This window comes from Saccharopolyspora sp. SCSIO 74807 (genome assembly GCF_037023755.1).
GTDB classification, from domain to species: Bacteria; Actinomycetota; Actinomycetes; order Mycobacteriales; family Pseudonocardiaceae; genus Saccharopolyspora_C; species Saccharopolyspora_C galaxeae.
The window spans coordinates 5,046,218-5,070,867 of sequence record NZ_CP146100.1; the positions used below are offsets into that span (position 1 = coordinate 5,046,218).

Annotated in this window: 26 protein-coding genes and 1 pseudogene; 13 read left to right on the top strand and 14 right to left on the bottom strand. The window is 67.9% G+C overall.

What is annotated here, in order from left to right:
* The first annotated feature begins 55 nt into the window (after positions 1-55).
* Positions 56-364: a hypothetical protein gene (locus V1457_RS23075; protein ID WP_338596752.1), complete on the top strand. Its 309-nt coding sequence runs from the start codon at positions 56-58 to the stop codon at positions 362-364.
* A gap of 72 nt (positions 365-436) precedes the next feature.
* On the opposite strand, the gene V1457_RS23080 is transcribed toward V1457_RS23075, so the two are convergent.
* The 7 genes from V1457_RS23080 to V1457_RS23110 all read right to left on the bottom strand — a co-directional run bounded on the left by V1457_RS23080 (position 437) and on the right by V1457_RS23110 (position 5,206).
* Complete coding sequence (locus tag V1457_RS23080) at positions 437-991, bottom strand: SMI1/KNR4 family protein (RefSeq protein ID WP_338596753.1); 555 nt, start codon at positions 989-991, stop codon at positions 437-439.
* A 27-nt stretch (positions 992-1,018) separates the two neighbouring features.
* Positions 1,019-2,152, bottom strand: coding sequence for a hypothetical protein (locus tag V1457_RS23085; protein WP_338596755.1), 1,134 nt, complete (start codon positions 2,150-2,152; stop codon positions 1,019-1,021).
* A gap of 164 nt (positions 2,153-2,316) precedes the next feature.
* A complete protein-coding gene (locus tag V1457_RS23090; protein ID WP_338596756.1) occupies positions 2,317-2,658 on the bottom strand; it encodes a DUF6507 family protein in 342 nt (113 codons plus the stop codon).
* Between the two features lie 60 nt (positions 2,659-2,718).
* The gene (locus V1457_RS23095; RefSeq protein ID WP_338596758.1) at positions 2,719-3,024 is read right to left on the bottom strand and encodes a pore-forming ESAT-6 family protein; all 306 of its coding nucleotides are present in this window, start codon (positions 3,022-3,024) and stop codon (positions 2,719-2,721) included.
* A gap of 18 nt (positions 3,025-3,042) precedes the next feature.
* Positions 3,043-3,375, bottom strand: coding sequence for a hypothetical protein (locus tag V1457_RS23100; RefSeq protein ID WP_338596759.1), 333 nt, complete (start codon positions 3,373-3,375; stop codon positions 3,043-3,045).
* A gap of 167 nt (positions 3,376-3,542) precedes the next feature.
* Positions 3,543-3,959 (bottom strand): hypothetical protein, encoded by a 417-nt coding sequence (locus tag V1457_RS23105; RefSeq protein ID WP_338596760.1) that lies wholly within the window; start codon positions 3,957-3,959, stop codon positions 3,543-3,545.
* A gap of 53 nt (positions 3,960-4,012) precedes the next feature.
* Positions 4,013-5,206 carry a hypothetical protein gene (locus tag V1457_RS23110; protein ID WP_338596762.1) on the bottom strand — a complete coding sequence of 398 codons (1,194 nt, stop codon included), beginning with the start codon at positions 5,204-5,206 and terminating at the stop codon, positions 4,013-4,015.
* A gap of 518 nt (positions 5,207-5,724) precedes the next feature.
* On the opposite strand from V1457_RS23110, the gene V1457_RS23115 reads away from it, so the two are divergent.
* The 4 genes from V1457_RS23115 to V1457_RS23130 all read left to right on the top strand — a co-directional run bounded on the left by V1457_RS23115 (position 5,725) and on the right by V1457_RS23130 (position 9,241).
* Positions 5,725-6,159: a hypothetical protein gene (locus tag V1457_RS23115; RefSeq protein ID WP_338596764.1), complete on the top strand. Its 435-nt coding sequence runs from the start codon at positions 5,725-5,727 to the stop codon at positions 6,157-6,159.
* A gap of 399 nt (positions 6,160-6,558) precedes the next feature.
* A complete protein-coding gene (locus V1457_RS23120) occupies positions 6,559-7,551 on the top strand; it encodes a Gfo/Idh/MocA family oxidoreductase (RefSeq protein WP_338596766.1) in 993 nt (330 codons plus the stop codon).
* Complete coding sequence (locus tag V1457_RS23125) at positions 7,548-8,804, top strand: DegT/DnrJ/EryC1/StrS family aminotransferase (RefSeq protein WP_338596768.1); 1,257 nt, start codon at positions 7,548-7,550, stop codon at positions 8,802-8,804. Before V1457_RS23120 ends, V1457_RS23125 begins: the two co-directional genes overlap by 4 nt.
* Positions 8,801-9,241, top strand: coding sequence for an NUDIX domain-containing protein (locus tag V1457_RS23130; RefSeq protein ID WP_338596770.1), 441 nt, complete (start codon positions 8,801-8,803; stop codon positions 9,239-9,241). The genes V1457_RS23125 and V1457_RS23130 overlap by 4 nt, the downstream gene beginning before the upstream one ends.
* Positions 9,242-9,570: 329 nt before the next feature.
* Here V1457_RS23130 and trxB read toward each other — a convergent pair whose 3' ends face one another.
* The 3 genes from trxB to V1457_RS23145 all read right to left on the bottom strand — a co-directional run bounded on the left by trxB (position 9,571) and on the right by V1457_RS23145 (position 11,712).
* On the bottom strand, positions 9,571-10,575 hold the full coding sequence (gene trxB / locus V1457_RS23135; RefSeq protein WP_338596771.1) for a thioredoxin-disulfide reductase: 1,005 nt from the start codon (positions 10,573-10,575) through the stop codon (positions 9,571-9,573).
* Entirely contained in the window at positions 10,572-11,249 is a 678-nt protein-coding gene (locus tag V1457_RS23140; RefSeq protein ID WP_338596773.1) for an arsenate reductase ArsC, read from the bottom strand. Before V1457_RS23140 ends, trxB begins: the two co-directional genes overlap by 4 nt.
* Before the next feature lie 97 nt (positions 11,250-11,346).
* Positions 11,347-11,712 carry a metalloregulator ArsR/SmtB family transcription factor gene (locus V1457_RS23145; RefSeq protein WP_338596775.1) on the bottom strand — a complete coding sequence of 122 codons (366 nt, stop codon included), beginning with the start codon at positions 11,710-11,712 and terminating at the stop codon, positions 11,347-11,349.
* Positions 11,713-11,914: 202 nt separating this feature from the next.
* On the opposite strand from V1457_RS23145, the gene arsD reads away from it, so the two are divergent.
* The 5 genes from arsD to V1457_RS23170 all read left to right on the top strand — a co-directional run bounded on the left by arsD (position 11,915) and on the right by V1457_RS23170 (position 17,058).
* Complete coding sequence (gene arsD, locus V1457_RS23150) at positions 11,915-12,292, top strand: arsenite efflux transporter metallochaperone ArsD (protein WP_407074713.1); 378 nt, start codon at positions 11,915-11,917, stop codon at positions 12,290-12,292.
* Between the two features lie 2 nt (positions 12,293-12,294).
* Positions 12,295-14,094: an arsenical pump-driving ATPase gene (gene arsA / locus V1457_RS23155; protein ID WP_338596777.1), complete on the top strand. Its 1,800-nt coding sequence runs from the start codon at positions 12,295-12,297 to the stop codon at positions 14,092-14,094.
* Positions 14,095-14,169: 75 nt separating this feature from the next.
* The gene (locus tag V1457_RS23160; RefSeq protein ID WP_338596778.1) at positions 14,170-15,636 is read left to right on the top strand and encodes an arsenic transporter; all 1,467 of its coding nucleotides are present in this window, start codon (positions 14,170-14,172) and stop codon (positions 15,634-15,636) included.
* A 55-nt stretch (positions 15,637-15,691) separates the two neighbouring features.
* Entirely contained in the window at positions 15,692-15,940 is a 249-nt protein-coding gene (locus V1457_RS23165; RefSeq protein ID WP_338596779.1) for a DUF2180 family protein, read from the top strand.
* A 47-nt stretch (positions 15,941-15,987) separates the two neighbouring features.
* Positions 15,988-17,058 carry an ArsO family NAD(P)H-dependent flavin-containing monooxygenase gene (locus V1457_RS23170; protein ID WP_338596781.1) on the top strand — a complete coding sequence of 357 codons (1,071 nt, stop codon included), beginning with the start codon at positions 15,988-15,990 and terminating at the stop codon, positions 17,056-17,058.
* Between the two features lie 93 nt (positions 17,059-17,151).
* Here the strand turns inward: V1457_RS23170 and V1457_RS23175 are convergent, their stop codons facing one another.
* The gene (locus tag V1457_RS23175) at positions 17,152-17,586 is read right to left on the bottom strand and encodes a heavy metal-responsive transcriptional regulator (RefSeq protein WP_338596783.1); all 435 of its coding nucleotides are present in this window, start codon (positions 17,584-17,586) and stop codon (positions 17,152-17,154) included.
* A gap of 112 nt (positions 17,587-17,698) precedes the next feature.
* Between V1457_RS23175 and V1457_RS23180 the strand changes: the two genes are divergently transcribed.
* The 3 genes from V1457_RS23180 (at position 17,699) to V1457_RS23190 (ending at position 21,709) form a co-directional block, all read left to right on the top strand.
* On the top strand, positions 17,699-17,920 hold the full coding sequence (locus V1457_RS23180) for a heavy metal-associated domain-containing protein (RefSeq protein WP_338596785.1): 222 nt from the start codon (positions 17,699-17,701) through the stop codon (positions 17,918-17,920).
* Positions 17,917-20,376: a cation-translocating P-type ATPase gene (locus tag V1457_RS23185; protein WP_338596787.1), complete on the top strand. Its 2,460-nt coding sequence runs from the start codon at positions 17,917-17,919 to the stop codon at positions 20,374-20,376. Before V1457_RS23180 ends, V1457_RS23185 begins: the two co-directional genes overlap by 4 nt.
* Positions 20,377-20,488: 112 nt before the next feature.
* Positions 20,489-21,709, top strand: a complete 1,221-nt coding sequence (locus V1457_RS23190) for an MFS transporter (RefSeq protein ID WP_338596789.1) — start codon at positions 20,489-20,491, stop codon at positions 21,707-21,709.
* 44 nt (positions 21,710-21,753) lie between these two features.
* On the opposite strand, the pseudogene V1457_RS30665 reads toward V1457_RS23190, so the two are convergent.
* The 3 genes and pseudogenes from V1457_RS30665 to V1457_RS23200 all read right to left on the bottom strand — a co-directional run.
* A pseudogene (locus tag V1457_RS30665) lies at positions 21,754-21,894 on the bottom strand (Tn3 family transposase); the annotation flags it as partial.
* Positions 21,895-22,018: 124 nt separating this feature from the next.
* On the bottom strand, positions 22,019-23,203 hold the full coding sequence (locus V1457_RS23195; RefSeq protein WP_407074794.1) for an MFS transporter: 1,185 nt from the start codon (positions 23,201-23,203) through the stop codon (positions 22,019-22,021).
* Positions 23,204-23,245: 42 nt separating this feature from the next.
* The gene (locus tag V1457_RS23200) at positions 23,246-24,580 is read right to left on the bottom strand and encodes an NAD(P)-binding domain-containing protein (protein ID WP_338596794.1); all 1,335 of its coding nucleotides are present in this window, start codon (positions 24,578-24,580) and stop codon (positions 23,246-23,248) included.
* Between the last annotated feature and the right edge of the window lie 70 nt (positions 24,581-24,650).

A 24,650-nucleotide genomic window follows, 5' to 3' on the forward strand; every position in this document is an offset into this window, starting at 1 on the left:
CATCCCAACGAGGATGGTTCAGAGCAATGACCAGAGTCTGTGCGTTAGGGTTGTCTTGGGCGATTTAGTGCTGACCATAGACGAGTTGCGAGCCGTTACCCGCTTCGTGACCGAGAGCGCTCAGATCTTCTCGGGGATTTTCGTAGGGCTTGTCATCGGGGTTGTTCGGTTTGCGCTGTCAGCATGGGGGCAATGGGTGCTGTTCGCGCGGCTATGGTTGCCGCTGACCCGACGGTTGCCGTGGCGACCGAAGATGTTCCTCGAGGACGCCTACGAGCGCGGCGTGCTGCGCAGGACGGGTGCCGTTTACCAGTTCCGTCACGCGCAGCTCCGCGACCACCTCGCCAAGCAGTACCGACGCTAGCCCGACGGCAACACGGCCCCTGAGCCGACCACTGAACTTTCGCGTTGGGGCGACGACTCAGCGGTCGCTCGTTTAGCGTGCGAGCTTGGCCAGGTCGTTGTTGAGGTATTGGTTGATGGAGAGTAGCCATTCACGCATGTTGGGCCAGCGGTCGACTTCTTCTCCTGCGAGCCACAGGATGGGGCGGCCGTGACGTGTCTGCGGGCCGGTGGTCCAGAGTGCGAATACGTCGGTGACGTCTTCGCCCGCGGCGACCGGGAGTAGTGTCTCGCGGGCGGGAAAATCTGCGGGCGTCGGCGCTTCGGAGAAGAACAGGTCAAGCAGTTCTTGCGCTTTGTCCCACAGCGGTCCTGCTCCGAGTTCGTCGGTGCTAAGCAGATCGGTGTAGGTGAAAAACAGTGGCCATCCGTTGCCGTGCCGGAGCAGGGCGCGGTGTTGGGCATCCAGCTGCGTGCCGAGCCGTTGTTCGGCCTTGGCGAGCTGTTCCTCGCTGGCTGCCAGCCGTGGCATGGTCATCGGGCTCAGTTGCGGGTCGACCTCGGCCAGGCGGCTGCGCAGCGTCGCTGAGTAGCCGATCAGCTCAGCCCAGTCCGCAGGCAACTCGTTTTCTGGCGGGTTCATCGACATTGCTCCATTGTGGCAGACGCTTCAACGTTAATCACGCGGTTCACCTAATCGGAATTCACTTGGACGGTGTCCCTCCGGATATTGTCGCGCCTGCGAGCCCAACGACGCGTTTACCCTGCTCGTCTGGTCATGCCACTCGTACCCGTCCGGACGGCCGGTCCAGGTCGTGTCCGGAACATGCCCCACCTGGCCCTGGTACGGCTCACCAGCATTCTTCGCACGCAGGCGTTCTGCCATCGCCGCCCGGTTGGCCTCGCGCCGCAACTCGCCCTGTGTGGAGACGCGGCCGGTCTCGGCCAGATGCCCATTTTGCCGAGCTTGCTCGCTGGATTCAACATAGCGACGCAGTTGCTCGTGCTCTTCAGCGGTCCAGTTGGTGCGCCCGCGGAACACCACAGGACCATCAGCCTCGTCGAGGTTCTTGGCGGTGGTTTCGGCGGCTTCTTCGCCGCCTTCGGTGGCGGCTTTGGTGCCTTTGCCGAGGAATTTGCCGCCGGTGGCGCCCCATCCGGCGAAGGGGATCATGGCGGCGGCGGAGAGTCCGGCGTTGAGGTGGTCGCCTTCGGCGGCGTACCAGGCGGCGTTGGCGCCGTCGGCGAATTCGCCGACGCCGGGGATGAGGCCGCCGAGGTCGAGTGCGGCGTGGCCGATGTCGGCCAGTGGGTTGCTGGTGTCCTCGGTGCGTCCCCAGGGCAGTCCTTGGTCGCTGCCTGCGGCGGCGGTGAGTTGGTCGGCCGAGTAGCCGTACTCGCCCGCGGAGCGGTTCCCGTCGGCGTTGTCGGCGGTGTAGTGCTGGCCGCCGTAGAGCCCGGTGATGGTGTTGGCGCAGCGGCGTTGGGCGGCCATCCAGTCGGCGATGGCCTGGTTGACCGCGGACATCAACTGGGCGTCGCGGTCGGTGAGACCGGAGTCGTCGGTCCAGTCCTTGTCCGGCACGATCCCGGTCTTGGCCGAGGCGGCCATCTCCGAGGTCGACGGTTTTTGGTTTTCGTAGGAGTGGATGTCGGCGACGAGCTGCTCGGCCTGCGACCTCAAATCACGCAGCCGTTGCTGGAGGGGGCGGACTTCGTCGGCGTAGTGCTGCAACGCGCCCGCGACGGCTTCGACATCGCGGCCGACGTTGTCGGCGGTCTCGGTGACCGGGCGGGTCGCCTGCAACAACTGCTCGGATTCTGGTGCCAGGTAGGCGGGTGCCAAGCCTTGCCAGGTGGAGTGCACGTCCGCGCCGGTATCGGCGAAACCCGTCCCGGCCGTACGCAGTCCCTGCGCGTGTGCCGCGAGGGTGTCCATGTTGCCGGGGATCTGCGGGATCGCACCCGGATTGATCACCGGCGGCCTCCCGGCATGTGGTCACGCGGGTCCGGCGCCGAGGCGACGCCGCGCTGGGCGTTGAGGACCATCTCGTGATCACCCTGCAGATACGCGCCGACCGCGCTCGAGGCGCCGCCGATCGCGGATTGGATGCGGGAGAACACGAACTGCATGTCCGGCCCGCGGGCCTCGGCGAACCCGGCCAACGCTTGGCCGATGATTCCGGACGACGCCTGCCCGGCCGCGCCCTCGATCTCGGAGCGCATCGCGGTCACGTGCCCCTCGAACTCCGACGCGGTACTCGCGGTGCGCGCCAGCACACCGCGCACCTGCTCCGGGTGAATGTCCCACTCCACGCCTGCAATCCCCCTACGACACAACCAACCCCACCGGCCGAACCGGCGAGAACCGACGACTCAGCCGATGCCTTGCACCGACGAACGCGCTCGCGAGATGGCGGTGTTGGCGGAGTCGTCGTTTTGGGTCATGGTCTGCTTGAGCAGGTTGATGATCTGGCGGACTTCGGTGGCCGCGGACTTCCAGCGTTGTTCGACGTGGTGGTAGTCGTCCGAGACGCCGTCGGCCTGGAAGTCGGCCATCGCGGCGGCCACGGCCTGGTCGCGCTGGGAGATCACCGACTCCAGCCGTCCGATGATGCCCTGGATGTCGCCCTGCACCGACTGCGAAATGCCGGTGTCGAAGCTGCGCCGGTCCATGCTCATGACAATTTCCCCCGGTGGTCAGCGGGCGCCGAAGCGGGCCGCGTCGAAGTTGGCCGAGCCCTGGTTCGCCGAGGCGTTGTCGGCCATTTCGGTATCGCCTTGGCCGAACGACTGGTCCATGCCGGATTGCCCGCCCAAGATCGCCGACAACGACCCGTTGAGCTCGCCGGTGATCTCATCGGCGCGTGCCTTGAACGAGTCGAACGCGCCCCGCCCGGCCCCGTTGAACCTGCCTTCCAGGGGTTCCGCGGCGGCGATGAGCTGGCGGATCAACGCGCCCAGGTCATCGCTGGAACCCTGCGTCTGCTTCGTCAACGCCGACAACGTCGACGACCCCATATCGAACTTCATCGACGCCCACCCTCCAACGCGAGAACAACACACCTCGCGAGCACCATAACGATCAGGCACGACACCATGGGTCATAAGCACCCGATTGCCATCACTCTGCCGCTCGCCACGGCTTCAACCAGGCAACTCGCGTCGCCAACCGTGAGGACGTCCGCAGGTTGCAGCCATTAGTCGCGCCGGGCGCCTTCCGGCCAGATCACGGTGACCGGAAGACCGCGGTCTCTCGCCGCGTCCACGATGTCGGCTGTGCCGCCGTAGCCTCGTGCCGGTTTTCCGTCCCATACCGCGACGAGGCGATCGGCTCGCTCGATCATGTCGATGCTGGCGTCCATATGAGACTGCGACGTGGACTCGACGTGGTCGAGCCGCACAACGTCGGACGCACGTGCCAAGAGGGCGTCGTAGACCGGATGGTGTTCCTCGGGAAGCCCCTCTCGGTAGCGAGCTGCCGGCACGATGACGACGAGCTCTCCGCGCTGGTCGAGAACCGCCTGAGCGAACAGACTGTCGGCGCCGTCAGCGAGGCAGCTCAACCCGACGACGGCGGGCGTACCAGCGATCTCCTCTCGAAGGGCGGTGTCCACGAGCTGTTCGGTCTCGCGAGGAAGTCCTCGGTGTCCGGTGATCGCTAGCCTCGTCACCGCTGGTCCTCATCGTAAAGCGTGATCAACATGTGATCGAGGTCCTCCACCTCGCGGCTGTGCTGCGGCAGCTTGGCGCGCAACGTGCGGACGTTCGAGACGATCCGCTCGGAGCCGTACTGCTTGCCGACCCGCAACGCTTCCACGCCGAGCTTGGCCGCTTCGTCCTGGTGACCCGTGCCCGCCAGCAGCAGAGCATATTCGATCTTCGCTAGCGACTGCTGCTTCGGCGCGGTCATGGCTGGGATGGCGGTCGCGTAGACGTTCCTCGCCGCTGCAAGGTCGCCGAACTTCACCAGGGCGCTGGACTGATAGCGGGCTACCTTCGCCGAGGTGAACGTGAACACCCACGGCCACTGCGCCTCACCCGGACGCCGGTCAGCGAGGCGTTCCGCGGTGGCCAGCGACTCGGTCATCGCTCGCCGATCGCGCAAGGCGCCGAAGGCGACCGCGCGCAGCGAGGCCAGCCATGCTCGGGCTGCGGCCGGGCTCCTGTTGTCGAGCTGACGCGCTGCCTTGTCGAGCAGCAGCGCGCCCTGGTGAGGATCACCAATCTCCACGGCGAAGTGTCCAAGACTGCCGATCATGTACGAGACCAGCAACGGGTTCCGAGCCGACTCCGCGAAGCGAATGCTCTCCTGGTACCGAGCACGGGCTGCGGCGGTGTCGCCTCTGTCCGCCGCGAGCCATGCGGAGAAGCCGGCGATCTCGCTCAGGGCGGCGAAGCCCCGCGCGTCGTGAAGCTTGTCCCGGACGACCTGCTTGACCAAGCGGAGGTGTCCTTCGGCGGCGGGTGCGAGGTATTGCGAGGAGACCGACGCCTCCATGCGCCGGTAGGACTCGGTCGGTGCGGCGATCGACGCGACGAGTTCGTCAACGTGCTCTCCCGCTGCCTCTGCGCGGCGACTCCGTGCCAGCGCGACGCCGACCCCAAGCCCGAGGGTCGTTCCAAGGTAGGTCCTTCGATCCACATTCTCAGTGGTACACCCGTCGCCGCGACGCTTAAACCCGAGTTCGAGGTCCGAGTCGACGTTCAGAACGTGCCGCAGCGCCTGCCGGTAATGGGCCGCCGGCCAACGGAAGTCGCCACGCTCCCATTTGCCGATGTGGTTGGCGTCGATCTCGGTGAGCTTCTCCGTCAGGCGATAGACCTGCGCGTTCACAGCCTCGGCGAGTTCCTGGCGTGTCATCGGCTGCCCTGGTGATGAGGGTGAGCCCAGGCGCTGTCGGGCAGCGCGTAGGGCGTCGTTGGGCTCCGGCACACCTGCTCCTCTGATCAGTTCGGCCCGACAGTAACGGACTGACTACCGGCAGAGAAATCAAACTCTCCCGAAACTCTCCCCTTGCGCTCCCGACTCGACTCCCTCCCATTCCGAGCCGCATCGGCAGAAGCTCGTCATGTCACTGGGAACGAGGCAGAGAGGTCGGGGGCCATGCAGACACCCGCACTGGTTGCGTTGCTTGCCGCAACGTTGAGTCCGCTCGCGACCTGGTTAGTTGTGAAGCTTCCGTTCGTACGTGAATGGCGTGCTAGGCGCTGGACGCGGCGCACTACACGAGCCACCTGGGCGCGACACCCCGAAACGCGACCGGTGCCCGCGTACGAACACCCACCCGCCGCGCTGTCCTCCGGGCGCTGCGGGTGGGCCATGCCCCCGACGACACGGATGCCGGTGGGAGAGGTCGTCGGGGGCCGAGGGGGCGCGCCATGCCGTTGATCATCGCGAGGCATCGAGCCGGTTCGGCCGCTCACTTTTTCGATGTCGAGCAGCAGAACGGCGACGACCGCAAGGCACTATGCGGGTTCGCGTGTGGCGCTGGCGAACTCGTGCAGTTGCAGAATCTCAGCGGTGTCCTGCCGTGCGAGCTGTGCATCCGCGACGCGCCAGACGACCAGCTGAGGCCAACGCGGGAGGCAGTCGCGGCCGAAGTGCTCCCGAGCGATGACGAGGACAGCGCACACACCTACGCCGTGGGCTTACGTGGCGAGTTCGTCTGGCACGACGTACCTGAACACCCCGTCATGCAGCTCTACCAGGGCCGCGAAGTGGTCATCACGGAGTGCGGCTGCATCGCCTTCCTGGTGTTCGGCACCCCGCCCGAGCGCTATGCACGTTGCCCCCAGTGCCCCGCGGCCAATTGACCTTGGCGCGTTCTCGCGCCAGTAGCTCCGGCCCGCTGCCCACTGCCTTCCCCGACGCAGAGGCGGCGGGCCGGTTCCATCCAAAACCAACGGAGCCGTACCTATTCATCCGAGCACTAGACGTCCCGCGTTCAGCATGAACACGGGCTACGTGACCGTCCTAACTGGCCAGATCGAGGGCGAGGAGCCGACCGACAACAAGCACGCTCCTGTGCTGGATTTCAGCGATACCCAGTGGGCTGCGCCGACGGCGGACCTACTCCGAGCTGTCCTCGCTGGCCTGGAGAGATTGTCCGACACGCACGAAGGTTGAGGAAAATGCCATCCAAGATTGCATCGGAAACGCCCTCCCGCTTATACACCGCATGCTGGACGCACCCACACAACAGCGGGTCACGGATGCACTTGCGCTGCGGCATAGTCGGTTTGGGCAGGCAGGCCCGTAATGACCACATTCCGGCCGTGTCCGCGAGCGAGTACGCCGACCTGGTGGCCGTCTGCGACGTCGACGAGGACAGCGCCCACGAGATCGGTGCGCAGTACGGGGTCAACGCCTACCGCAGTTTTGCGGACATGATCGCAGCCGAGTCGCTTGACTTCGTGGTGATCGCCGTGCCGCACCACGCCGGAGCTGCCGTGGTCAGCGTGGCGGCCCAGCACGGCGTCCACGTCCTCAAAGAGAAGCCGTTCGCCACATCGCTTGATGAGGCGCGTGATCTGGCGAAGGTGTGTGCCGACGCCGGAGTCGAGCTGATGATCACGATGCAGCGGCGGTTCAACCCGATCTACACCACCTTCCATCAGCTCTACGACCAAATTGGCGAACCCTTCCTCGTCGACGCCCGCTACACCATGCACGTCGACCCGGCTGCCGGGTGGCGTGGCCAACTGAGGTTGGCAGGTGGTGGCTGCATCATCGACATGGGCTACCACGTCATCGACATGCTGCTGTGGTACTTCGGGCTTCCCACGCGCGTGTTCGCGCAGTGCTCGGCCACCGCCCGCCCTGATCTCGACTACGACGCGGAAGACACCGCCTGTATCAGTCTCAGCTACGACTCGGGCCTATTCGGCAGCGTCCTGCTGTCACGTTGCATCGCGCCGAAGACCGAGAGCATCCGCGTCATGGGTACGCGTGGCGTGGTCGAGCTCCAGCGCGGCCGGATTCAGCGCATCCACCCGGACGGTCAAGTGATCGAGTCGTTGTCTAGGGAACAGTCGTGGCCGTCGGCGGCCACGGTGCAGGTGGACCACTTCTGCCGCGTGATCCGCGGTGAGCGCGCCAACCTCGCTACGCCGGAAACTCACCTCGCCCACGCGGCGTTCATCGAGGCCGCTTACGCATCCGCCGAGCGGGGATGCTTCGTCGACCCCAAGGAGCTGATGGCATGAGCAGTCCACTGGCGATCCACGGCGGTACCCCACTCATCGACCAGCCCGCTCCGCACCTTCACTGGCCGCCCATCACAGAGGCCACGACCGCAGCAGTCATGGAGCAGCTTCATCGCGCCGTGTCAATTCCCGACAGGTCCGGGGTGATCGCCGAGTTGGAAGACCGGCTCGCGGACTACTTCGGCGTGCGGCACGCCGTACTAACCAGCTCGGGCACTGCGGCTCTGCACTCTGCCTATGCGGGAGTTCGACTCGGCGCCGGGGACGAGGTCATCGTGCCTGCCTACACGTTCCACGCAACCGCGTCACCGCTGTTGCACCTCGGGGTTGTTCCGGTACTCGTTGATTGCGACGCGGAGGGCAACCTCGACCCGGACCAGGTGGAAGCAGCGATCACCAGCGCGACCAAGGCGATTGCGGTCACGCACATGTGGGGTCTGCCCGCACAGATCGAACTGCTCGAGACCATCGCGGGGAATCACGGCCTCCACCTCATCGAGGACGGCTCACACGCCCACGGCGCCAGCGTCAACGGCCGCAAGGTGGGCACCTTCGGCCAGGTCTCGGCGTTCAGCATGAACGGCCCCAAGTCTCTGTCAGCTGGAGAGGGCGGGTTCGTCCTGACCGACGATGACGAGATCTACTACCGAGTCCTCCTGCACGGCCAGTACAACAAACGGTGCCGCACCGAGATCCCGGTTGGCCATCCGTTGCGCCGTTTCGCGATCACCGGAACAGGACTGAAACTGCGCATTCACCCGCTGGCCGCAGCGATCGCTATCGATCAGTTGCACTCGCTGGACACGTGGCTGGAGCACCGCCGCAGCAGCGCCAAGCAGATGATCCACCGGTTACGTGACTTGCCTGGAGTCGTCGTGCCGGAGATTCCCGCAAGTATCGAACCGTCCTGGTACGCGCTGCCGTTGGTGTTCCGACCGGAGGAAGCGGACGGCCTGTCGATCGCCGCGCTGGTCAGTGCGCTACACGCGGAAGGCTGCCTCGAGGTGGATCAACCAGGTTCCACGCGCCCCCTGCACGAACACGCGCTGTTCAGTACGGACGCCTCGTCGTTGTTGCCTGTCCCGTCGAGGCGTCAACCTTGGGGCGACTTTCCTCGTGCGGTGAGCCTTTACCGAAGCACCGTGAAGATGCCCGTTCCACACGATGACGGCACCGCCCTGAACCTCTACCCGGATGCGTTCGGCAAAGTGATCCACCATCGACACCACCTCACGGAGGCTTGCACCCAATGACCGAACCTGGCACCGATTTCTTGACCGCACAGGACTCCCGCGACGGGATCCAACAGCAGGTAGTCGGCGCGGTGATCAACGACAGCGGGGCCTTCCTGGTGTTGAAACGACCCGCCGACGACTTCCGCGGAGGAACCTGGGAGCTGCCGTCCGGCAAGGTCGAGGCGGGGGAAGACCTGCTCGACGCGCTGCACCGCGAGGTGACCGAGGAAACCGGCCTAACCATCGAGCGAGTATCCGGCTATCTGGGAGCGTTCGACTACCTCTCGGGCAGCGGCAAGCACACCCGCCAACACACCTGGATGGTCACCGTCACCAGTTCCGAAGGAGTGAGGCTGACCGAGCACGACGCCTACGAGTGGGCCTCCACCGCCAGCGAATACCCGGTGAGCACTGAGGTTCGTGCGCTTCTCGCGAAGGCAGAGCAGAACGACTGATACGCGGCGTAACGAGCCTCCGTGCCGCCCAAGTCGTTTCCGCTCGACACGGAGGCTCCTGCGCGGCTGCATAGCAACGTCTCCACGGACGGAGAATCCCACCCTCTGGGCCCCACAGCCGCGCCGTCCCGGACGCCTTATCGACGCCACAGACAGCCAAGGTGGTCTGGCTGTCAGTCAGCGAGATTAGACCGGAACCGGATCGGAGAGCCGGTGACAGCCTGCGGCGGCGAACGCGTCGCTCTGGACTGGTCGCACGCGCCGCAATGGGGACCGGGTCGAAGAGCGGTGAAGGGACATCGTCAAGGGCCACGGTCCCGGGTGTGGGGTCAGTGCCCGGAGGCTCCGACCTCGGCGGCGTATCCACCGCCTGCGTGTTCGGGTGTGACGTGCGCGGTGGTGGTCGCTTCGTGTTCGGCGAGCCAGCGTTCAGCGTCGATGGCTGTCGCGCAGCCGGATCCGGCCGCGGTGACGGCCTGTCGGTAGGTCTTGTCCACCAGGTCGCCTGCGGCGAAGACGCCGGGGATGGCGGTGTGCGTGGTGGGTTGTTGCACGAGAACGTATTTCTCGTCGTCGACGTCGAGTTGGTCGCGGACCAGTTCGCTGCGGGGGTCGTGCCCGATCGCGACGAACATGCCGCTGACCGGCAGCTCGGAGGCGGCACCATTGACCGTGTCCTGCAGCTTCAACCCAGTGACGGCGTTGTCACCGACGACCTCGGTGACAACGGCATTGGTTCGCCATTTGATCTTCTCGTTGGCGCGGGCGCGTTCCAGCATGATCTTGGAGGCGCGGAACTCGTCGCGGCGGTGGATGATCGTGACCGAGTTGGCGAACCGGGTGAGGAAGGTCGCTTCTTCCATCGCCGAGTCCCCACCGCCGATGACGGCGATGTCCTGGTCGCGGAAGAAGAATCCGTCGCAGGTAGCGCAGGAGGAAACGCCGCGTCCGAGTAGGCGTTCCTCGCCGGGCACGCCCACGTAGCGGGCGGCGGCGCCCATCGCGAGGATGATGGTCTTGGCCCGGTACTCGACGCCGTTGGCCACGACGGTCTTCGTGTCTCCGGCGAGGTCGATCTTCTCGACGTCTGCGGTTCGGAGGTCGGCACCGAAGCGTTGGGCTTGGGTGCGCATCTGCGCCATGAGGTCGGGACCCATGATGCCGTCGCGGAAGCCGGGGTAGTTTTCGACCTCGGTGGTGGTCATCAGCGCACCGCCGAACTGGGTGCCTTCGAAGATGAGCGGTTCGAGTTCAGCGCGAGCGGCATACACCGCGGCGGTGTATCCGGCTGGGCCGGAACCCACGATGATCAGGTTGTGGACCTCGCCGGTCACCGCGCGGCCTCCGGTGCCAGCTCGCCCAGCAGCCCGGTGACGCGGCGGTCGATCTCGTCCCGGATCGCGCGGACTTCGTCGACGGACTTTCCGGCGGGGTCGTCGAGTTCCCAGTCGAGGTAGCGCTTGCCGGGGAAGACCGGGCAGGCGTCTCCGCACCCCATGGTGATCACGACGTCTGCGGCCTCGACCGCCTCGGTGGTCAAGGGCTTGGGGAACTCTTGGGACAGGTCGAGGTCGAGTTCGGCCATCGCGCGTACGACCGCCGGGTTGATGGTCTCGGCCGGGGCGGAGCCGGCGGAGCGGACGGTGACCCGACCTTGGGCGCGGTGGTGCAGCAGCGCGGCGGCCATCTGGGAGCGGCCTGCGTTGTGCACGCAGACGAACAGCACTTCGGGGGTCGAGGACACGAGGGCTCCTTGGTTCTTGGCGGTCGAGGTGAGGCGTTCGCGGGCGAACCGCGTCGCGAGGGTGGCCAGGTGGGTGTGTATCCGGGCGGTGGCGTTGAGCTGTGCGTAGGTCTCGTTGACGACCGCGCGGATGGTTTCTGGGCCAAAGATCCCGCGGAACTGGGGTTGCAGGTCGGTGGTGGCGTGGTCGAGGAGTTCGGTGACGTGGGGGTCGGTCAGCCGGTATTCCTCGGCGTCGTGATGGTGGTGGGGTGGCGTGGACATGTCGGCCGCCTGGAGTTCGGTAGGGCGAGCCTTGCGGGCTTGCTTTGGCGGGGCCAGGTCTCCGATCGAGTGATGTTGATGGGATGTCGCGACGGGTTTAGGCGCAGGGGCGGCGGATGGCCTGGGCGTGGTGTGCCTGTGCGGTGAGGTTCGCGATCCCGACCGTGAGCAGGCTCAGCGCTTCCGGGCGCAGCCGGTAGTAGGTGTACCGGCCGCGCGGCTCGGCGGCGACGAAGCCTGCTTCGCGGAGAACCCGCAGGTGGTGACTGATGGTCGATTGCCGTGCTCCGGTGTCGTCGACCAGGTGGCAGGTGCACATCTGCTCACGTGCGAGCAGGCGCACGATCTCCGCGCGCAACGGATCACCGAACAGCTTCACCGCAGCCTCGGCGAGGTCTGGTTGCGCGTCCGCAGCCTGCCCGGGAGCGTCTTCGTCAGCCCCAGCAACGGGTGACATCAACATGAGTCGATGAAAGCACCGGCTTGAGGGCTCCGTCAAGCGGTGTAGCTGGTGGCGCAGGATACAGATGAACTGCGATTTCGACGGATCGGAACCACTTGGTCAACCTTGCCGCGACGACTGGTTGCATCAGCTTCGGTTGATTCATCAGCTTGGGTCGATGTAACGTCGACTGAGTGCTGCTCCCGGAGGGAAGGGGTCTGTGATGGCTTCTGTCGAGATTTATGACCCGGCGATGTGCTGTTCGACCGGGGTGTGTGGGCCATCGGTGGAGCCGGCGTTGGCTCAGTTCGCTGCTGACGTGGACTGGCTGGGCGCTGCGGGCGTGGAGGTCCACCGGTTCGGGTTGTCCTCGGAGCCGGGCAAGTTCGTGGCCAACGCCGAGGTGGGCGCGCTGCTGAAGGACCAGGGTGAGCACGCGCTGCCTGCCGTGTTCGTGGACGGAGCGCTGCGCACGACGGGGCGGTACCCGACGCGGTTGGAGCTGGCCCAGTGGACGGGGGTGCCCACCGAGCGCCCCGGCCTGCCGGTGGTCGAACAGGCCGAGTCCGGCGGTGGGTGTTGCGGCGGCGGGGAGTGCTGAGCGTGGGGACCGCGCCAGGCGAGCAGGTTCTCGGCGGTCTGCTCCGGGTGAGCACGCCGTTCGTGTTCTTCACCGGCAAGGGCGGTGTGGGCAAGACCTCGACGGCCTCGGCGACCGCGATCGGTCTGGCCGAGGCTGGGCACCGGGTGCTGGTGGTCAGCACCGACCCTGCCTCGAACCTCGATGAAGTCCTGGAGACCCGCGCGGGCCGGGACCCGCAGCCGGTGAGCGGTGTGCCCGGATTGTTCGTGATGAACATCGATCCGAACCAGGCGGCATCCCAGTATCGCGACAAGGTCCTCGGGCCCTATCGGGATGCCCTGCCCGCCTCCGCGGTCGAGCAGATCGAAGAACAGCTCTCCGGGGCGTGCACGGTCGAGATCGCCGCGTTCAACGAGTTCGTCGCGTTGCTGACCGATCCGGAAATCCGTGAGCGGTTCGCCTACGTCGTGTTCGATACCGCGCCGACCGGGCACACGCTGCGGCTGCTGAGCCTGCCCAGCGCGTGGTCGGATTTCCTGGCCACCAACCCCGGCGGCGCCTCCTGCATCGGACCGCTGGCGGAGATGGGCGCGCAACAGGAACGCTACGCCGCGGCGATGCAGGCGCTGGCCGACCCGGAGCAGACCACGCTGGCCCTGGTGAGCCGCCCGGAGCACGGAGCGCTGGTCGAGGCCGGACGGGCGTCGGCCGAACTGCGCGACCTCGGCATCCGCAACCAGCGTCTGATCGTCAACGGGATGTTCACGCCCACCTGCGACGACGACCCGCTCGCGCGGGCCTGGCAGCAGCGCGCGCAGGACGCGCTGGAGGCCATGCCCGAGTCGCTGGCGGAGGTGACCGAGATCGAGACAGTGCCCCTGCTGCCGGAGCTGCCGCTGGGGGTGCAGGGGCTGCGCGCCATGCTCCATCCCGAACCCGTGACGCAGTCCGCCTCGACGGTGCCGGTGCCGCTGCCCGTCGGTGCTGCCACCGACTTGCGGGCGCTGGTCGACGAGGTCGCCGCCAGCGGCCGCGGGCTGGTGATGGCGCTGGGCAAGGGCGGCGTCGGCAAGACCACGGTCGCCTCGGCCGTGGCCGTGGCGCTGGCGCGTCGGGGACTTGCGGTCACGTTGACCACGACCGACCCGGCCGCGCACCTCGACACCACCCTCGGTGAGGGCGTCGGTGATCTGGAGGTCACGCGCATCGATCCCGTCGCCGAGACGGCCGCCTACACCGAGTCGGTGCTCGCCGAGGCCGGGGCGAACCTCGATGAGCAGGGCCGAGCGTTGCTGGTCGAGGACCTGCGCTCGCCGTGCACCGAGGAGATCGCGGTCTTCCACGCCTTCGCGCGCACCGTGGCGGCGGCAAGTGACCGAATCGTGGTGGTCGACACCGCGCCGACCGGGCACACGTTGTTGCTGCTTGATGCCTCGCGCAGCTACCAGCGCCAGTTGTCCCAGCAGACCGGCCAGGCCCCGCCCGCGGAGGCGGTGGAACTCCTTGACCGCCTGACCAACCCGGATTACACCCGGATCATGCTGGTGAGCCTGCCGGAGGCGACACCGGTGCACGAGGCCGCCGCGTTGCAGAACGATCTCGCGCGGGCGGGCATCAAGCCCTTCGCATGGGTGATCAACCAGAGCCTGGCAGCCGCTTGCCCGACCGAGCCGCTGCTGCTCGCTCGAGCCGCGTCCGAGCACCGCTACCTCGCCGAGGTCGCCACCGAACACGCCGAACGCACCGCCGTGCTGCCCTGGCACGCCGCAGCACCGATCGGCGCCGACCGGCTGGCGCGGCTCGCGCACGGCGATCACTAGCCCGACCGGTGGCCAGGTTAGGACCTGGCCACCGGTTCCGTTCCGACTCACCAGCACAGGAGAAACGACGACGCCATGACAGTGGCCGCAATCCTGATCTTCCTCGCCACGCTCACCTTGGTGATCTGGCAGCCCAAAGGGCTCGGCATCGGCTGGAGCGCGCTCGGCGGCGCCGTCGTCGCCCTGGCCACCACGGTCGTCCATCTCTCCGACGTGCCGACCGTGGTGGGCATCGTGTGGAACGCGACCCTGGCCTTCGTCGCCGTGATCATCATTTCGCTGATCCTCGACGAGTGCGGGTTCTTCGAGTGGGCCGCGCTGCATGTGGCCCGGTGGGGACGCGGCCACGGCCGCGCGTTGTTCGTGTTGATCGTGCTGCTCGGGGCCGCGATCGCCGCGGTGTTCGCGAACGACGGCGCCGCGCTGATCCTGACCCCGATCGTCATGCAGATCATGCTCGCGCTGCGGTTCTCCCCGAAGGCGTCGCTCGGGTTCGTCATGGCGACCGGGTTCATCGCCGACACCGGCAGTCTGCCGCTGGTCGTGTCCAATTTGGTCAACATCGTCTCCGCCGACTTCTTCGGCATCGACTTCGCCCGCTTCGCCGCGGTCATGGTCCCGGTCGGCATCGTCTCGGTCGCCGCCAGCCTCGGGATGCTACTGCTGTACTTCCGCCGCTCGATCCCGAAGACCTACGACGTGAGCGCGCTGCGGCAGCCCGCTGAGGCCATCAGCGACCAGGTGACCTTCCGGGCCGGGTGGGTCGTGCTCGCCCTGTTGCTGGTGGGCTACTTCGGTGCCGACCCGACGGGCGTGCCGCTGTCGGTCGTGGCCGGTGCCGGAGCCCTCATCCTGATCGCCGTCGCCGCACGCAAGCCCGCCTTCGCCTTTCCGCGGTCAGCCCGGCAACCACTGCCGGCGCCCGTGGGTGCAAGCAGCACGGACACCGAGGCACAGCACCCGGTGGACCCTCCGCACAACACCGCCACCGCGACCGATCTCGCCACCACCCCGGTCACGCACGACGACGACCGCGCGGGAGGCCCGCGGCAGATCCCGGTCGGCAAGGTCATCCGCGAAGCGCCCTGGCAGATCGTGCTGTTTTCCATCGGCATGTATCTCGTCGTCTACGGCCTGCGCAACCAGGGATTGACCGGCGAACTGGCCAAGCTGTTCGGGTTCTTCGCCGACCACGGGGTCCTCGCCGCGGCCCTCGGCGTCGGCGTGGTGGTGGCGGTGCTGTCGTCGATCATGAACAACATGCCCACGGTGCTCATTGCCGCCCTGGCCGTCGGCGCCGTCGGCGCGACCGGGCTCACCCACGAGGCGATGGTCTACGCCAACGTCATCGGCTCCGATCTCGGACCCAAGATCACCCCGATCGGGAGTCTGGCGACCCTGCTGTGGCTGCACGTGCTCGACCGCAAGGGGATGCACATCGGGTGGGGCCGCTACTTCCGCACCGGCATCGTGCTGACCATCCCGGTCCTGCTGGTCACGCTCGCCGCGTTGGCCGGGTGGCTCACCGTCATCGGCACCTAAACCAGGTCCCGGGACGACGCTTGCGCCGCCCGGGCGGGCACGGAAGGAGACCGTCATGCACTGCTTCGACTGCGCCGGACGAAACGTAGAGCAGCCTGCGGTGGGGGCCTGTATGGATTGCGGCGCGGGCGTGTGCGCTCAGCACGCCCACGCCGACCACCGCCCCGTCACGTGTCGAATGGTCGGTCTGACGGTCGTCGAGCATCCGACCCGACTGCCAGCCCGTATCCTCCGCTGCCCCTCCTGTACCCAGGTTCGCGCCGCGGTCGCCGCCTGCGAAACACAGGGCGGCCGGGACTGCTAGTGATGCCGCGGAACGTCGACGGCACGGTGCGACAACGAAGGTAGGACATGGCCACCACCACGGACGTAGTTGTGATCGGCGGCGGTCAAGCCGGCTTGGCCGCCGGCTACTTCCTCCGCCGAGCCCGGCAAAGTTTCGTCATCCTGGACGCCCAAGACCAGCCGGGCGCCGCGTGGCGGCACGGGTGGGAATCGCTGCGGCTGTTCTCCCCAGCCGAGTACAGCCCGCTTCCTGGCTGGTGGATGCCGCGCCAGGACGGCGAGACCTTCCCTACCGCCGACCACGTCGTCGGCTACCTCCGCGACTACGAGCAGCGCTACGAACTTCCGGTCCACCGGCCCGTCCGCGTGCACGGCGTCCACGACGCGGGCGCCTGGCTGGCCGTCGACACCGACCACGGTGCCTGGCGCGCTCAAATGGTCATCAGCGCGACCGGCACGTGGGATTCGCCGTACCTGCCGGACTCCCCTGGCAGCGACGAGTTCGCGGGACAGCACCTGCACACTGTCTCCTACCGCTGTCCCGAACGGTTCCGCGGCCGGAGCGTGGTGATCGTGGGCGGAGGTAACTCCGCGGCCCAGATCCTGGCCGAAGTCTCCACCGTCGCCGACACCACCTGGGTCACGCAGCGCCCGCCGCGGTTCATGCCCGACGACGTCGATGGCCGCGTCCTGTTCGACGTCGCCACCCAGCGCGAAGCCGCCCGCAGGGAAGGTACGGACGCCGAGGGCGTCTCGGGGTTGGGCGACATCGTCATGGTTCCCAGCGTCCGCGAGGCCCGCGACCGCGGCGTGCTGCACGCCCAACCCATGTTCGATCGCCTCACTCGCGACGGCGTCGCCTGGAACGACGGAACCGAGCAACGCTGTGACGCGATCATCTGGTGCACCGGGTTCCGCCCGAGCCTGCACCACCTCGACCCCCTCGGGTTGGGGTACCAGAACGGTGTGTCGAAGACGGTGGGCGCGCGATCGGTCGACGAACCGCGCCTGTACCTGCTCGGCTACGGAGACTGGACCGGTGCCGCCTCGGCCACCCTGATCGGTGCGGGCCGCACCGCGAAGTCCACGGTCGCCGACATTGCCGATCGCTTGCGCTCTCACGAGCGGGCAGAGTGAAGCCAGTGAGCCTCTGCAAGTGCCGGGCGATGGCTACGGTCTCCGCCTGAGACCGCATCACCGGGGCCGCAGAGGGGGAAGGTCCGCCGTGACCTACCCCTCGGTGTGCGCACTGTGGTCGCGGCCGGTGTGGTTTTCGATGATGCGGCAGACCACGGCGCCTTCGCCGCGGCGTTGGCCCTCGCGGGCTGCTCGCCGGGCGGAGGCCAGTGAGCGGCGGAGTGTTCGCAGGTCGGCCAGGGTGCGGTCGATCTCGGCGATGTGGGTATCGAGTAGTTCGGTGACCCGCCCACACGGGGTGACGCCGTCGCGTTGCAGGTCGATGATGTTTTTGATCTCGGGCAGGGTCAGGCCCAGGGTCTTGGCCTGACGGATGAAGCGCAGCACGTCGAGATCGTCGTCGGTGAAGACGCGGTAGCCGGCCTCGGTGCGCTCAGCTGGGGGTAGTAGCCCCTTGGACTCCCAGAGTCGTACCGCCTTGGCGCTGACTCCGGCGGTGGTGGCCGCCGTTCCGACGGTCATGCCCATCAGATCCTCCTGTGGTGGCCGAACCTTCACCCTTGACCTTACCCCAGGGGCAAGGTTCTAGCGTGTCGTTCAGCGGTGGACAAGCAGGTCAGAGGGACATGAGGAGTCAGAAGTGGACACGCTGGAGTTGCAGGTGCAGGGCATGTCGTGTGCGGGGTGTGAGCAGCGCATCGCCACGGTGTTGGGCCGTGTGGAGGGCGTGCGAGACGTGAGTGCCGATCACAGTACCGGCCACGTGCGGGTACGTGTCGGTCCGGCGCTGGCCGACCGTGCCGTGCTGGCTGAGCGTATCGAGGCGGCGGGCTTCGAGGTCGTCGAAGGAGCGAGTCGGTGACTACCGCTGTTGACGAAAGTTCGCAACTGTGGGCTTCGGAGCCGGGCACGACTGAAGGCCAGCAGCGGATCCGGGCGCGTATCGCGGGGCTGCACTGCTCGCTGTGCACGGGCACGATCGAGAAGGCCCTGGGTCGGCTGGACGGGGTGGGCACGGTGTCGGTGAGCCTGACCCACGAGCAGGCCCTGGTCGACTACGACCCCAAGATTGTCGAGCCCGAGCGGATCCTGTCCACGCTGCGCGATATCGGCTACGAGCTCTACGACCCGCGCAAGCTGCGCAGCTTCGAGGACGAAGAAGCCGACCTGCTGGCCGAAGGTAAGCGGTTGTTCACCGCGATCGGGCTCAGCTTGACCGCCATGGTCCAGATCGCCGAAGGCTGGTGGACGCTGCTGTGCGCCACCCTGCTCATGGCGGCACTCGGGTTGATCTTCGGCATCCTGCGCCCCACCGGTCAATGGCGCGCGGCCGGGTGGGCCGCGGCGGTGGCCGCACCGGGTGCGGTCGCGTTGGCCGCCCGCTTCGCCGGGTGGCTGACACCTCCGATCAATGGCTGGATCGCTGCGGTGCTGGCCGGGGTGATGGTCTTCGCCGTGGCCCCGCACATCCTGCGCATGGCCTATCAGTCCGCCCGGCGCGGGATCCTCAACCAGCACGTGCTGCTGGAGACCGGCGCGTTCGCCGGCATCACCGGCGGCATCATCGGCCTGACCGGGCTGCTGGAGAACTACCCTACGGCGGAGTTCTTCGCGGTCGCCGCGATCGTGGCTACGTACCACATCTTCTCGGAGTGGCTCTCACTGCTGGTCAAGACCCGCTCGGGCCAGTCGATCAAGAAACTGCTGAACCTCCAGCCCGACCTAGCCCGGCTCGTGACCGAGACCGGTGCGTTCGAGGTGCCGGTCGAGGACATCGCGGTGGGCCAGCACGTGCGGGTACGCCCCGGTGAACGCATCCCGCTGGATGGGCGCATCCGCGACGGCTCCTCGGCCATTGACGTCGCGCTGGTCACCGGCGAGCCCGTACCGGCCGAGCGCGGACCGGGCGAGGAGGTCGTCGGCGGGGCGATCAACGGCACCGGCAGCCTGCTGGTGGAGGTCACCGCCACCGGCGCCGAAGGGTTCCTCGCCCAGGTCGTGCGCCACGTCGAGGACGCCCGCGCACTCAAGCCCGGCATCCTGCACTTGGTCGATAAGGTGCTGCGGGTCTATACCCCCACCGTGCTCAGCGTCTCGGCGCTAGCGCTGCTCGCCTGGTTGACCGGCAGTTGGCTGGCCACCGGCCAGCCAGACGTGCACCGAGCGGTGTTCGCCTCCCTGGGCGTGCTGGTGATGGGCTATCCCTGCGCCGTGGGCATCGCCGCGCCCCTGGCGATCGTGCGCGGCACCGGCCACGCCGCCGATGCCGGCATCGTCATGCGCACCGGCGAGGCATTCCAAACCTTCCGGCTGGTGCGCCGCATCGTGCTGGACAAGACCGGCACGCTCACCGAAGGCCGCCCCGCTGTGCGGGCCGTCGAAGCCGTCGACGGCGACACCGCCGAGCTGCTGGCCTTGGCCGCCGCGGCCGAGAACCACTCCGAGCACCCCCTGGCCGGTGCCATCGTGGCCGCCGCCCAGGAGAAGGGGCTGGCAGTGGACACAGTGGACGAATTCGAGTCGATGACCGGCTCGGGCGTGCGCGCGATCCTCGACGGACACCGAGTCCTCATCGGACGGCCAGGACTGCTCACCGACGCCGGCATCGACGTGGCTGAACTCGCGGAGTGGATCGAGGCTCAGGAGGCTACCGGGCACACCGTCGTCGCCGTGGCCGCCGGCGAGATGCTGCGAGGTGCGATAGCCCTCGGCGACCAGCTGCGCCCCGACGCCACGACCGCGGTCGCGGCCATGCGCGAGGCGGGGATGGACCCAGTGCTGGTCACCGGCGACAACCAGCGCGCCGCCGCCCACGTCGCCGACGAACTCGGCATCGATCAAGTGCATGCCGGCGTCCGCCCGGACGGCAAGGCCACGATCGTGCGTGAGCAGCAGGCCGATGACACCCGGGTGGCCATGGTCGGCGACGGCATCAACGACGCCCCCGCGCTGATGCAGGCCGATGTGGGCATCGCCGCCGGTGGCGGAACCGACGTCGCCGTGGAATCCGCCGACATCGTGCTGCTACGCGAGGACATCGCCGCGGTGCTCGACGCCTGCGAGATCAGCACCCGGGCCTACCGGCGCACCCGCACCAACGTGGGCCTGGCGTTCGCCTTCAACGGCCTCGGCATCCCCCTGGCCACCACCGGACTGATCTCCCCAGCGTGGGCGATGGTGGCCATGGCCGCCTCGGTGACCACGATTTTCATCAACTCCTTCGGCACTCGACCGGCGCTGCTGATCAACGCCATCGCCAGCGTCGGCCGCGCACGCAGCGCAGCGGGCCACCAACTCCCTGAGCCGACCGCCACCTGACCGATCACCGAGCACCAATCGGTCGCCACCTCGGCCGGAAGCTCTGTAGCGCCGACATCAAGTCGCGCCACTCCGCGAACTCGTCCTGAAACCGCCGCACAAGGAAGTTGACGTGTCTGAGCAATCGCCCCCGGCTGCCCCACGCGGCCTGCTGGCACTGCTGACCGCCGCCGCGTTCGTGATCTTCGCGCAGATTTTCATGGTCGCGCCGATCTTGCCGCGGCTGGCCGAGGTCTTCCGTGCCGAGCCGGGCTTGGTCGGATTGGCCGTGCCCGCTTACCTGATCCCCTACGGGGCGATGGTCCTGGTGTGGGGGCCGGCCTCCGAACACCTCGGACGCCGGCCGGTGATCCTCGCCTCGCTGGCCGCGTTCACCGTCTTGGTCGGCGTGACCGCGCTGACCGGCAGCTCCGGGACGTTCATCGGGATGCGGCTGGCCACCGCGATCGGTGCCAGCGGCGTCGTGCCGATCTCGCTGGCCCTGATCGGCGACCTGTACCCGTACCAGGGGCGCGGGTACGCGCTGGGCTGGCTGTTCGGAGGCATGGCCGGCGGTATGGCCATGGGCGCCACCGCCGGAGCGCTAGGCGAGCCGCTGATCGGCTGGTCCGGGCTGTTCCTGGCCGCGGCTGCTGCCGGGCTGGTGTTGCTGATCGCCGCCCTGGGCCTGTTGCCCCAAACCCCGCGGGTAGCAACCCCACCCAGGCTGCGCACCGTCGCGGCCGGCTATACGGCCCTGCTCCGCCAGGCCCGCGGGCGGCGCACCTACGGCTACGTCTTGCTCAACGCCGTGCTGCATTCCGGGGTCTACACCTGGCTCGGGGTGTACCTGCACCAACAGTTCGGCCTGGGTGAATTCGGCATCGGACTGACCCTGCTCGGCTACGGCATCCCCGGGCTACTGCTGGGCCCGGTCATCGGGCGGCTAGCCGATCGCTACGGCCGCGCCCGCATCATCCCCGCCGGCATCGCCCTCGGCGGAGTGTGCGCGCTGCTGTTGGCCAGCCCACTGCCGCTGGTGGCCGTGCAAGCCAGCATCGTCGCCCTGTCCCTCGGCTACGACATGACCCAACCACCCCTGGGCGGCATCGTCACCAACCTCCACGGCCACGGCGGACTGGCCATGGGACTGAACGTGTTCACCCTGTTCACCGGCATGGGCCTGGGCAGCCTCGTCTTCCAAGCCCTCCTGCTACCCACCGGCTTCGGTGTGGCCTTGAGCGTGTTCGGAGCCGGAGCCCTGCTCGCCGCTGCCTTCGCCGTACCGGTATTCCGCCACGAGCGGCCCCACCAGCGCCCCGGGAAACGCCGAGGGATGTCATCGAGCACGTAGACGGCTTCGCCGTCGGTGACCGGGATGACCTTAATGCCGTAGGTGGAGTGACGGTCGGACACGTGCATGTAGGACGCCACGTCTTCGTCGACGAAGTACCTGCTCATGGCTCGTGCGATTAGGGATTTACCGCGCATCGGGAACCGCTGACCATCCGATGTGGACATAGTGCCGCCGCCCCACACCGCCGACGGCGGCAGCCGGTGATGGTGGTTGACGAGGGCGGCATTGCCTCCCGAAGGGTCGAAGGCCGGGGGCGGCAGTGAGTTCCGGACTGCCCACCGCCGATCACCTGGACAGCGACATCAGTTACGGGACGTTCCTTCCAGGCTTCGTGGCGAGGGAGAGCAGGGCCGCGGCGACGGCGACCGCGCCCAGGACGAGGAATGTGGTGGCGTAGCCGCCGAGCAGGCCGGCCAAGCCGGCACCGGCGAACGGAGCGAGCGCCATCGTGATCGTCAACGGCGCGGACAGCAGCCCGGTCAGCTGCCCGTAGTACCGGGGTCCCCATCGGTCGGTGACGGCGGTGGCCTGCAGCAGCGTGAACACCCCGCGGGCCGTGCCCGCCAGGATCGCCGCGACGGTCAACGCGGCCACCGAGGTGAGCACCCCGAGCAGCGCGGTGGTGACCGCCATCGCCAGCAGGATCAACGCGGTGCGTGCCCGCACGGTGGTGCGCCGGGTCAGGGTGGTGTAGCCGAGCCTGCCGAGGACCTGGCCGGCGCCGCCCAGGCCGAGCGCGACCGCGGCGGTGCCGGTTCCGATGCCCCGTTCGGCTAGCAGCGGCACCAGGTTGATCACAACAGCGAAGGTGGCGAACGCGGCCAGGCTCAACGCAACGATGAGCGTGAGAAACGAGCGACTTCTCGCCACCGCCCCGGGATCGACCTTGTCCTGCTCGTTTTCGGTCTCCGGGTGTGCTGGCCACGGGAGCGCGAGTCCGAACCAGTGCCCGGGGATCGTGATCAGCGCGAGGATGGCGGCCAGCACGAGGTAGGTGCCCCGCCAGTCCAGAATCGCGGCAAGCGCGGCGGTCAGCGGGGCGAACACGGTGCTGGCCAGTCCGGCGGCCAGCGTCAGGATGGTCAGCGCGCGGACGCGGTCGGGTCCGTGCCAGCGGGTCAGGGCGGCGAATGCGGGCGGATACAGCACCGCGCCCATCGCCACGCCGGCAAGCAGCCATGCGGCGAGAAACCACGCCAGGTTCGGCGCCGTGGCCACCGCGATCATGGCGGGCGCCGCCAGCGCCGAGCCCGCCGTCATGACCCCGCGCGGACCATGTCGATCCAGCCACCGGCCGACCGGGATGCCGACCAGTGCGGCGACGAGTTGGCTGGCCGACAACGCCGCGGTGATCGCTGCGGTCGGCCAGCCCGTCGTGGCGGTGATGTCGCCGGCCAAGACGGGAAAGGCGTAGTAGAGCACGCCCCAACTGGTGATCTCGGTGACGCACAAGGTCACCAACACCCGCCGCAACCCTGCCTGGCTCACCACACCCGAGTGCGCGAGCGCACCGAAGGTCACCCCGTAGCCCGCTTAATGCGCGGAAGACGCGGACGCGGTAGCTGCTGGCTCTCCCGAAGCGCCGCAACAGCCGTCCGCCTGCTCCTCGGCGGATGCGTCGAACACCCCGGCACCACCGCACACGCCCGTCTCCGGCAACACCAGCTCGACCCGCTCGGCGGATTCATGGTCACCGGCCAATGCCGCGGCGATCGAACGGACCTGCTCGTAGCCGGTCATGGCCAGGAAGGTCGGCGCGCGGCCATAGCTCTTCATCCCGGCCAGGAACACGCCAGGCTCCGGATGGGACAACTCGCGGGCTCCATGCGGGTAGACCGTGCCGCAGGAGTGCACGTTCGGGTCGATCAACGGCGCCAGCGCGACCGGAGCCTGCAATGTCGCATCCAGGCCAAGCCGGACCTCCGACAACCACGACATGTCCGGGCGGAACCCGGTGAGCACTACGACCTCATCGACTGCCTCGACCCGTTCACCAGCGTCAGAGATCAGCGCCAGCCGGTGCCGCGCGTCGCGGTCCACCTGCTCGGTGCGGAACCCCGTGACGACCGCGATCCGTCCAGCCTCGACCGCGGCCTCGGCCCGCTGCCCGAGAGCGCCCCGCGCGGGCAACTGATCGGCTTGGCCACCACCGAAGGTGTCCCCTACCTCTCCGCGCCGCAGCAACCACGTGATCTCCGTTCCCGGCTGCTGGGCGGCCAGCTCGTCGAAGGCGACCAGGGCCGTCAACGCCGAATGCCCGCTGCCCACCACGACCACGTGCCGACCCGCATATCGGTCCCGGACAGCCGCATCAGCCAGATCGGGCACCTGGTAAGTGACCTGCTCAGCGACGGCCTGCTCGCCCGCCGCAGGCAACCCGTTTCCACCGAGCGGGTTCGGGTTGCCCCAAGTACCCGAGGCATCGATCACAGCCCTGGCCGTCACACGCTCCTCGGCACCCGAGGAGGTGCGCAGGTGCACGGTCAACGGCTCGCTGTCGCGGCCCGCGTCGACAACCCGGTCCCGGCCCCGGCGAGCGACGCCGATCACCTCCGTGCCGAACCGCACCCGCCGGCCCAGAGCCTCAGCCAAGGGCACCAAGTAGTGCTCGGCCCATTCCCGACCGGTCGGGTAGGCATCCTCATCCGGATGCCGCCAACCTTGCCCGTCCAGCAACCGCCTGGCCGCCGGATCGACCAGCTCGGCCCACCGGGAGAACAGCCGCACATGGTGCCACTGCACCACCGCCGCGCCCGCCCGCTCGGCACGCTCCAGGACCAGCGGTTCCACTCCCCGCTCGACAAGCTCGGCCGCCGCGGCCAGACCCACCGGCCCGGCGCCCACCACAACCACCGGAAGCTCGCGCATCGTCACCCCATCCCCTCCATCGACTCAGCTCGATCGAGCTAACTTGAATGTATCGACCGCGCTCGATGCT

What these genes read in the sequence shown, in the direction of transcription:
- V1457_RS23175 (WP_338596783.1), bottom strand. Translation starts at nt 17,586, where the DNA reads ATGGGCATGACCGTCGGAACGGCGGCCACCACCGCCGGAGTCAGCGCC.
- V1457_RS23115 (WP_338596764.1), top strand. Translation starts at nt 5,725, where the DNA reads ATGCCGTTGATCATCGCGAGGCATCGAGCCGGTTCGGCCGCTCACTTT.
- V1457_RS23100 (WP_338596759.1), bottom strand. Translation starts at nt 3,375, where the DNA reads ATGAAGTTCGATATGGGGTCGTCGACGTTGTCGGCGTTGACGAAGCAG.
- V1457_RS23140 (WP_338596773.1), bottom strand. Translation starts at nt 11,249, where the DNA reads ATGTCCACGCCACCCCACCACCATCACGACGCCGAGGAATACCGGCTG.
- arsD (WP_407074713.1), top strand. Translation starts at nt 11,915, where the DNA reads ATGGCTTCTGTCGAGATTTATGACCCGGCGATGTGCTGTTCGACCGGG.
- V1457_RS23120 (WP_338596766.1), top strand. Translation starts at nt 6,559, where the DNA reads ATGCACTTGCGCTGCGGCATAGTCGGTTTGGGCAGGCAGGCCCGTAAT.
- V1457_RS23095 (WP_338596758.1), bottom strand. Translation starts at nt 3,024, where the DNA reads ATGAGCATGGACCGGCGCAGCTTCGACACCGGCATTTCGCAGTCGGTG.
- V1457_RS23080 (WP_338596753.1), bottom strand. Translation starts at nt 991, where the DNA reads ATGTCGATGAACCCGCCAGAAAACGAGTTGCCTGCGGACTGGGCTGAG.
- V1457_RS23110 (WP_338596762.1), bottom strand. Translation starts at nt 5,206, where the DNA reads ATGACACGCCAGGAACTCGCCGAGGCTGTGAACGCGCAGGTCTATCGC.
- V1457_RS23145 (WP_338596775.1), bottom strand. Translation starts at nt 11,712, where the DNA reads ATGTTGATGTCACCCGTTGCTGGGGCTGACGAAGACGCTCCCGGGCAG.
- V1457_RS23170 (WP_338596781.1), top strand. Translation starts at nt 15,988, where the DNA reads ATGGCCACCACCACGGACGTAGTTGTGATCGGCGGCGGTCAAGCCGGC.
- V1457_RS23200 (WP_338596794.1), bottom strand. Translation starts at nt 24,580, where the DNA reads ATGCGCGAGCTTCCGGTGGTTGTGGTGGGCGCCGGGCCGGTGGGTCTG.
- V1457_RS23125 (WP_338596768.1), top strand. Translation starts at nt 7,548, where the DNA reads ATGAGCAGTCCACTGGCGATCCACGGCGGTACCCCACTCATCGACCAG.
- V1457_RS23130 (WP_338596770.1), top strand. Translation starts at nt 8,801, where the DNA reads ATGACCGAACCTGGCACCGATTTCTTGACCGCACAGGACTCCCGCGAC.
- V1457_RS23160 (WP_338596778.1), top strand. Translation starts at nt 14,170, where the DNA reads ATGACAGTGGCCGCAATCCTGATCTTCCTCGCCACGCTCACCTTGGTG.
- V1457_RS23165 (WP_338596779.1), top strand. Translation starts at nt 15,692, where the DNA reads ATGCACTGCTTCGACTGCGCCGGACGAAACGTAGAGCAGCCTGCGGTG.